The organism is Marinobacter sp. F3R08 (assembly GCF_018860425.1).
Classification (GTDB): Bacteria; Pseudomonadota; Gammaproteobacteria; order Pseudomonadales; family Oleiphilaceae; genus Marinobacter.
Genome location: NZ_JAHKPI010000023.1, coordinates 40505 through 48664 on the forward strand (window position 1 = coordinate 40505; position 8160 = coordinate 48664).

7 protein-coding genes are annotated in these 8160 nt (G+C 53.7%); 6 read left to right on the top strand and 1 reads right to left on the bottom strand.

Translation table 11 applies throughout. The features are described 5' to 3' along the window. Positions 1 to 256: 256 nt before the first annotated feature. Both purL and KO499_RS14910 read left to right on the top strand, forming a co-directional pair. Positions 257 to 4162 carry a phosphoribosylformylglycinamidine synthase gene (gene purL / locus KO499_RS14905; RefSeq protein ID WP_215984561.1) on the top strand — a complete coding sequence of 1302 codons (3906 nt, stop codon included), beginning with the start codon at positions 257 to 259 and terminating at the stop codon, positions 4160 to 4162. A gap of 416 nt (positions 4163 to 4578) precedes the next feature. Next, entirely contained in the window at positions 4579 to 4890 is a 312-nt protein-coding gene (locus KO499_RS14910; RefSeq protein ID WP_215984562.1) for an NGG1p interacting factor NIF3, read from the top strand. A gap of 9 nt (positions 4891 to 4899) precedes the next feature. Here the strand turns inward: KO499_RS14910 and KO499_RS14915 are convergent, their stop codons facing one another. Continuing rightward, positions 4900 to 5451, bottom strand: coding sequence for an NUDIX hydrolase (locus tag KO499_RS14915; RefSeq protein ID WP_215984563.1), 552 nt, complete (start codon positions 5449 to 5451; stop codon positions 4900 to 4902). A gap of 97 nt (positions 5452 to 5548) precedes the next feature. Here KO499_RS14915 and KO499_RS14920 point away from each other — a divergent pair, with 97 nt between their 5' ends. From KO499_RS14920 to purT, 4 genes are read left to right on the top strand one after another with little or no spacing between them, the layout of a single operon-like run. Then, positions 5549 to 6136 (top strand): NUDIX hydrolase, encoded by a 588-nt coding sequence (locus KO499_RS14920; RefSeq protein ID WP_215984564.1) that lies wholly within the window; start codon positions 5549 to 5551, stop codon positions 6134 to 6136. A 1-nt stretch (position 6137) separates the two neighbouring features. Continuing rightward, positions 6138 to 6671 carry a gamma carbonic anhydrase family protein gene (locus tag KO499_RS14925; RefSeq protein ID WP_215984565.1) on the top strand — a complete coding sequence of 178 codons (534 nt, stop codon included), beginning with the start codon at positions 6138 to 6140 and terminating at the stop codon, positions 6669 to 6671. Then, entirely contained in the window at positions 6668 to 6856 is a 189-nt protein-coding gene (locus KO499_RS14930) for a DUF1289 domain-containing protein (protein ID WP_215984570.1), read from the top strand. The genes KO499_RS14925 and KO499_RS14930 overlap by 4 nt, the downstream gene beginning before the upstream one ends. 18 nt (positions 6857 to 6874) lie before the next feature. Then, complete coding sequence (gene purT / locus KO499_RS14935) at positions 6875 to 8065, top strand: formate-dependent phosphoribosylglycinamide formyltransferase (protein ID WP_215984566.1); 1191 nt, start codon at positions 6875 to 6877, stop codon at positions 8063 to 8065. Positions 8066 to 8160 lie beyond the last annotated feature (95 nt).

Here is an 8160-nt window from a genome sequence, read left to right on the forward strand (position 1 = left end):
CATCTGCTGGTTTTAGCGTCGCTGGGCGCTGCAATCCGTTATATCTTGAGGATGCAACCCTGTTCCAGAGTCTCAATGATCCTTTGTGTCGGATGTCTGGTCAATGCACCTGGTTAAATAACAGGCAAAACATTGTCAATTGTACAACCCGGGATTAACGCTTCAAGAGCTGTATCCTGGCACCGCTTTCGAGTATCATGTCGGCCTTTCAAATTGCACCCAGACTTCCCCGTTTCGCGCGATACAGGTTGATATCATGCTTGAACTTCGCGGCGCACCCGCGCTCTCGCCATTCCGCTCACGTAAATTGCATTCCCGAATTCAGGATATCGTACCTGAAGTCGAGCACATATATGCAGAGTTCATGCACTTTGTCGATCTGCAGGCGGACCTCTCTGACGCAGAGCAGGCTATCCTCGACCGGTTGCTGACATACGGCCCCACGGTACCACTGGAAGATCCGGATGGTGTCTTGTTTCTGGTTGTGCCGCGGCCCGGGACTCTCTCGCCCTGGTCCAGCAAGGCAACGGACATCGCCCGCAACTGTGGTCTTCGTCAGATTCAACGGATTGAGAGGGGCACGGCCTACTATATCCGCTCTGGCCGCAAGCTTGGTCTGGAGCAGCGGGAGAAAATCGCAGCTCTGCTTCATGATCGCATGACCCAGAAAGTGTTTCATGAAATGGGTGGGGCGGAATTGCTGTTCAGTCATGAAGAGCCGCGCCTGCTCGGAAGGGTTCCGGTTCTTGCGGGTGGTCGCGATGCTCTGGTGGATGCGAATTTGCGCCTGGGTCTGGCGCTTGCTGAAGATGAGATCGATTACCTGGTGAAGTCCTTCACGGACCTGGAGAGGGATCCAACCGACGTGGAGCTCATGATGTTTGCTCAGGCGAACTCGGAGCACTGCCGCCACAAGATATTCAATGCATCCTGGGATATTGACGGTGAAGGCCAGGAGAAATCCCTGTTTGCCATGATCCGCAACACATTCGAGATGAACAGTGAAGGGGTGCTTTCAGCCTACAAGGATAACGCATCTGTTATTCGTGGCAGTCGGGGTGGCCGCTTCTTTCCGGATCCGGAAACCGGAGTCTACGGTTACAACGAAGAAGATATTCACATCCTGATGAAGGTGGAGACACACAACCACCCGACGGCGATTGCACCTGCGGCCGGTGCGGCAACAGGCTCCGGGGGCGAAATCCGTGACGAGGGTGCAACCGGTCGGGGATCCAAGCCCAAGGCCGGGCTGACGGGGTTCACGGTGTCGAATCTGAACTTGCCGGACGACCCACAGGCATGGGAAATCAATTACGGCAAACCAGAGCGGATCGCTTCGGCCCTGGACATTATGATTGAAGGCCCTATCGGCGGAGCAGCGTTCAACAACGAGTTTGGCCGTCCCAATCTTGCCGGCTATTTCCGTACCTTTGAAGAGAAAGTTCCGGGTGCGGCAGGTGAAGAAGTCCGCGGTTACCACAAGCCGATTATGATCGCCGGTGGTCTTGGCAATATTCGCGAAGATCACGTAGAGAAAGGCAATATCCCGGTGGGCGCCAAACTGATTGTGTTGGGCGGGCCTTCCATGCTGATCGGTCTTGGTGGTGGTGCTGCATCGTCCATGGACTCGGGCTCGAGCAACGAAAACCTCGATTTTGCCTCAGTACAGCGAGATAACCCGGAGATGGAGCGTCGGTGCCAGGAAGTGATCGACCGTTGCTGGCAGATGGGTGACACGAATCCTATTGCCTTTATTCATGACGTGGGGGCCGGTGGCCTGTCCAATGCCATGCCGGAACTGGTGAAGGACGGTGGCCGTGGTGGCAAATTCGAACTTCGAGACATTCCGAGTGATGAGCCGGGTATGTCACCGCTGGAAATCTGGTGCAATGAATCCCAGGAACGCTATGTGATGGCAGTAGCTCCGGAAAATCTGGAGCGGTTTGATGCCCTTTGCCGCCGGGAGCGTTGTCCTTATGCGGTGATTGGCGAGGCGACGGAGACTCATCACCTGGAGCTGGCTGATTCCTATTTTGATGACAAGCCGGTTGACCTGCCGATGGACGTGCTGTTCGGCAAACCGCCGCGAATGCATCGGAGTATCAGTCGTTCTTCCTTTACCAAGCCTATTTTTGACTCTACGAAAATTGACCTGGACGATGCGATTCGCCGTGTTTTACGTTTGCCATCGGTTGGTTCCAAGAGCTTTTTGATTACGATTGGTGACCGGACCATTACCGGTCTGGTTGCCCGGGATCAGATGGTGGGGCCATGGCAGGTTCCGGTCGCCGATGTGGCGGTTACAGCCAGCTCCTTCGATGTCCGCGCCGGTGAGGCAATGGCCCTGGGCGAGCGCACTCCGGTTGCAACAATTGATGCCCCGGCGTCCGGGCGCATGGCAGTGGGTGAAGTTATTACCAACATCGCTGCCGCGCCAATTGATAAATTGTCGGATATCCGGTTATCCGCAAACTGGATGGCAGCAGCCGGGCACCCGGGTGAAGATGAAAATCTTTACGAAACCGTTCGCGCGGTAGGGATGGAACTGTGCCCGGAGCTGGGTATTACTATCCCGGTAGGCAAGGATTCCATGTCTATGAAGACCATGTGGGAAGAGGACAACGGTGAACAGAAAAGTGTTACCGCTCCGCTTTCACTGATCGTTAGTGGCTTTGCGCCGGTGACTGATGTTGCCAGAACCTTGACTCCACAGTTGGTGCGGGACGCTGGCGAGACCGACCTGATTCTGGTGGATCTCGCCGCTGGCCAGAACCGCCTCGGTGGCTCTGCCCTGGCTCAGGTATACGGTCAGGTTGGTGCTGTGGCGCCAGATCTCGATGATCCCGAGGACATTAAGGCATTCTTTGCTGTCATTCAGGGGCTTAATTCTGACAGTAAACTGTTGGCGTACCATGACCGTTCAGACGGAGGCCTGTTCATCACTCTGGCTGAAATGTGCTTTGCCGGCCGCTGCGGTATCGATATCAAGCTTGATGGATTGGCTGAAGATCGCAGTCAGTTTGCTCGGGAACTCTTTAACGAAGAACTCGGTGCCGTCATTCAGGTGCGTCGGGAAGATACTGGCTTTGTTTTACAGCAGTTCTCGGCCGCAGGCCTTGGTGATCACATCAGTGTCATTGGTAGTCCGAATGATAGTGACAGCCTCCGCCTCACTTTTGAGGGCAGCGCTGTTGTGGATGAGTCTCGTGTGGAGCTTCAGAGGCTTTGGGCTGAAACCAGTTACCGTATCCAGTCCCTCCGGGATAATGCCGATTGCGCTCGTGAAGAATTTGATAATCTGCTTGATGCGGAGGATCCGGGCCTGAGCGTGACCCTCTCCTACGATCTCAATGAGAATGTGGCCGCTCCTTACGTGAACAAAGGCGCACGTCCGAAAGTTGCCGTCTTGCGGGAGCAGGGCGTAAATGGCCAGGTCGAAATGGCAGCTGCCTTTGATCGCGCCGGATTCGATTCGGTAGACGTGCACATGAGTGATCTGCTTTCGGGCCGGGTTACGCTGGACGGCTTTAATAGCCTTGTTGCCTGTGGTGGGTTCTCTTACGGCGATGTATTGGGTGCCGGTGAGGGTTGGGCTAAGTCTATTCTGTTTAGTGATCGTGTCAGGGATCAGTTTGCAGCATTCTTTAATCGCCAAGACACCTTGGCGCTGGGTGTTTGCAACGGTTGTCAGATGCTTTCGAATTTGCACGAACTGATTCCCGGTAGCGAAGGTTGGCCACGGTTTGTTCGTAACCAGTCGGAGCAGTTCGAAGCCCGCCTGGTTATGGTAGAGGTGATGCCATCGCCGTCCGCATTCATGGATGGCATGGCCGGTTCCCGAATGCCGATTGCCGTTGCGCACGGTGAAGGCAGGGTTGAGTTCGCCGGTGGTTCCTCGGCGAGTGCAATCTCCGAGAACGAGCTTGTTGCTCTGCGCTACGTTGATAACCGGGGCCAGGCGACCAGCCGCTATCCTTATAATCCGAACGGGTCAGAAGCCGGAATCACGGGTGTTACCAGTCGCGACGGAAGGGTAACGATCATGATGCCGCATCCAGAACGTGTGTTCCGGGCTGTGCAGCACTCCTGGTATCCAGATGAGTGGCAGGAGGACGGCTCCTGGATCCGGATGTTCCGAAACGCGAGACGCTGGTTCGGTTAAACTTCCGCGCCAGGAAAGAGCCGGTTTTGGATACTCTCGACACGAGGGCGTATTCCAAAGCCGGCTTTTTTATTGGGCGCCCTGTTTCTGAGCATTTTTCAAGGGAAAAAACCTCAGGAAATAGCAAAAATTCCCTTGACTCAGTATTTTTATGCACATTTCTGGTGCCATGTTGTTTGTTCTGTGAACAAAGACAGGAGGATCGGTTTAACTTTTGCACAGATATCATAAGTACCTGAAAAATATACAATAAATCAATCAGGTGATTTTGTCGCCAATTTGAGGGAAGTGCAGTGATTATAGGGTTTGGGGGCGTGTTCCCAAAAACTTTCCCCAGAGTTATCCACAGAATCTGTGGGTAAGTGCCTAAGCTCTTAATCTGTACAAAAAATATCCGGCCCAAGGGAGGGTTTTCGATGTACAAGATGTGTTATTTCGTTCCTGCAACTCATGTCGAGCAGACTAAACAGGCATTGTTTGAGGTCGGAGCCGGGCGCATTGGTGATTATGACAGTTGCGCCTGGCAGTGCCGTGGAAAGGGGCAGTTTCGCCCTTTGGATGGAAGTGATCCATTTCTTGGTACGGTCGGTGAGGTTGAAGCGGTCGATGAGTACAAAGTTGAGCTGGTTTGTGCGGACGAACTGATAAGGGCTGCTCTCGCAGCACTCAAGCGAGCACACCCTTATGAGGAGCCGGCGTATGAGGTCTATCGTATCGAGGATCTGTAGTGAAGAGCGTTATTCCCGATTCTTTTCCATAGGGTGGCGGATATCGCTCACGTGAACACCGAAAGATTCGTTTTTGAAATCCGTGAGGAATAGTTCGAGAGTGCGTTTCACGGTTGGGAAGGAAATTTCATCCCAGGGAATCTCATCCAGTCCGAACAGTCTGGATTCCAGAGACTCTTCTCCGGCGCCAAATTGCCCGTCTTTCAGTGTGGCCCGATAAAACATGTGAACCTGATCTATGTGTGGGACATCGATAATAGAATAGAGACCCTCAATGATTACTTCCGCCAGGGCTTCTTCAAGAGTTTCCCGCTCAGCGGCCTCAACGGTAGTTTCGGCGTTCTCCATAAACCCGGCAGGTAGTGTCCAGTAGCCGTAGCGGGGTTCGATCGCTCTCCTGCACAGAAGTATCCTGTCTTCCCATACAGGAACTGTGCCGGCGACGATACGCGGGTTCTGGTAATGTATGGTATTGCAGCTGACACAGACATAGCGGTGCCGGTTATCGCCCTCGGGGATGCGTTGTTCAACCTGATGGCCGCATGTGCTGCAGTACTTCATGATTTTCCCCGTATACTGAAATTGGTGTGGTAGCCAGTTTAACGATCCTGGCTGCCTCTGTCTCATCCAACCTAAGGATGTACAGTGGAGATGAACTTTGCGTGATTTACTCACCGAGCGCTTGGCCGGCTATGCGCCCCGGCAGCTGGCCCTTGATTATCCCGAAGCGGGAATACTGGTTCCGATAACCGATGATCATCGAAACCCGGAAATGATCTTTACGCTCAGGTCGGAAAACCTGAGTACTCATCGTGGACAGGTGGCATACCCCGGTGGCAAACGAGATCCCGGAGATCGGTCCCTTGCTGAGACTGCGTTGCGGGAAACCCACGAAGAAGTCGGTCTGCCGCCCGATCAGGTACAAATTGTTGCGCCTCTGAGTCAGGTGATGTCCCGTTACGGTATTCTGGTTACCCCTTACGTTGGTGTGGTTCCTGGAGATTATCCACTGTCGCCCAACCCCCATGAGATTGAAAGCGTATTCAGGGTACCGCTGTCTTTTTTACTTGAAGACAAACGTGAACGGACTGACGCTTTGGATTTTCTCAACCATACCTTTTATGTGCCCTGCTACCGGTGGGAGCGCTATCAGATTTGGGGGCTGTCCGCAGTGGTTCTGGTTGATTTCCTGAACGCAGCGTACGGTGCTGGAATTGACCTGCTTGAACCGCCTGAAGGAGGCTGACATGTACTATGAATTGAATGACCGAAGGCCTGAGCTGGTGGGGGAAGGGCATTTTGTTGCAGACAATGCGTCGGTGATTGGCCGGGTCCGCCTGATGGAAAATGCCAGTGTCTGGTTCAACGCGGTTATCCGTGGCGACAATGAGCTGATCTCTATAGGCCCGGACAGCAATATTCAGGATGGTTCTGTGTTGCATACCGACCCGGGGCATCCTCTTACTCTTGGAACGGGAGTGACTGTGGGCCACAAGGTAATGTTGCATGGTTGTGAGATTGGTGACTATTCGCTGATCGGCATTAACGCGGTGGTCCTGAATGGCGCAAAGATCGGCAAGCATTGCCTTATTGGCGCCAACACGCTCATTCCTGAAGGCATGGAGGTTCCTGATGGCTCTATGGTTTTGGGCTCGCCGGGCAAGATCAAGCGGGAACTCAATGACGGGCAAAAGAAAATGTTGGAGATGAGCGCACAGCATTATGTACAGAATGCGGGTCGTTACACCGCTGAACTCAAGCCGTGCGAACCAAAGAAGTGAGTGTGGCTGACAAAGTGCGTTCACCTTGCGTGAGCATTTGTGCACTCAATGAGGATGATGTCTGTACTGGTTGCCATCGGAGTGGCGATGAGATCACCCGTTGGACCCGAATGGATAATGCAGAGCGGCGCGATGTGCTCAGAAGAGTTGCGGAGCGCGAAAAGAAATTCCTGATTCACGGCTGACAAAGGTGCTGCCCGATCATGACTGACACGGTTAAAATTGGTACTCCCCTGAAAAGTAATGCCTTCAAGGTGCTCTTCTGTGGATCCGGTGAGCTCGGAAAAGAAGTGGTTATTGAGTTGCAACGCTATGGCGTAGAGGTGATTGCAGTGGATCGCTATGCCGATGCGCCCGCCATGCAGGTGGCGCATCGGAGTCATGTAGTCGATATGCTCGATGGCCCCAGTTTGCGGCAACTCATTGAGCAGGAAAAGCCGGACCTCATCGTACCTGAGATTGAGGCGATCGCAACGCCCGAGCTCGTTCGACTGGAAGACGAGGGGTATCGAGTTATCCCTACCGCCAGAGCGGTGAATCTTACGATGAACCGTGAAGGGATTCGTCGCCTTGCTGCTGAAGAGTTGGGGCTGCCAACTTCGCCCTACAGGTTCGCGGGTACACGGGAAGACTATCTCGACGCTGTGAAAGAAATAGGGCTGCCTCTCGTAGTAAAGCCCGTTATGAGTTCCTCGGGGAAGGGGCAGAGTACCGTCACCAGCGAAAAAGATATTGAGGCGGCTTGGGAATATGCTCAGTCCGGAGGAAGAGCTGGTAAAGGAAGAGTGATTGTTGAAGGGTTCGTTGACTTCGATTACGAGATTACCCTGCTTACCGTTAGGCACCGGGGGGGTGTATCTTTCTGTGAGCCTATTGGCCACAGGCAGGAAGATGGAGATTACCGGGAGTCCTGGCAGCCTCAACCTATGGCTGCTCTTGCTTTCGAGCGTTCTGCGCAGGTGGCCCGGGCGGTAGTCGAAAACCTTGGTGGCTATGGCGTTTATGGCGTGGAACTGTTCGTTAAGGGAGATAATGTCTGGTTCTCTGAAGTTTCGCCACGGCCCCACGACACTGGGCTCGTGACTCTCGTTTCGCAGGACTTATCCGAATTTGCGCTCCATGCAAGGGCGGTATTGGGGCTACCGGTCCCGACTATTCGACAGAATGGGCCATCTGCCTCAGCGGTAGTTCTCCCGGAAGGCGAATCGAAAGAAGTTGCGTATTCCGGTCTTGAAGTAGCGCTTTCGGAGCCAGACACCCAGTTGCGTCTGTTCGGAAAGCCCGAACTAAAAGGGCGTCGTCGAATGGGCGTTGCATTGGCAAAAGGAAATTCCATAGAGGATGCCAGGGAAAAGGCCCGTCGAGCAGCTGCCTCGATAACGGTTCAAATGTAAACACCCTCCCGGGATTGCCGCTGCAAGAGAATATATGCTCGGGAATGATGGTATTTGAAAAAAATTAAAGCCAACCGTTGACACCTCTGAGCAGG

Coding starts and splice junctions, on each gene's coding strand:
- purL (WP_215984561.1), top strand. CDS start 257: ATGCTTGAACTTCGCGGCGCACCCGCGCTCTCGCCATTCCGCTCACGT.
- KO499_RS14910 (WP_215984562.1), top strand. CDS start 4,579: ATGTACAAGATGTGTTATTTCGTTCCTGCAACTCATGTCGAGCAGACT.
- KO499_RS14915 (WP_215984563.1), bottom strand. CDS start 5,451: ATGAAGTACTGCAGCACATGCGGCCATCAGGTTGAACAACGCATCCCC.
- KO499_RS14925 (WP_215984565.1), top strand. CDS start 6,138: ATGTACTATGAATTGAATGACCGAAGGCCTGAGCTGGTGGGGGAAGGG.
- purT (WP_215984566.1), top strand. CDS start 6,875: ATGACTGACACGGTTAAAATTGGTACTCCCCTGAAAAGTAATGCCTTC.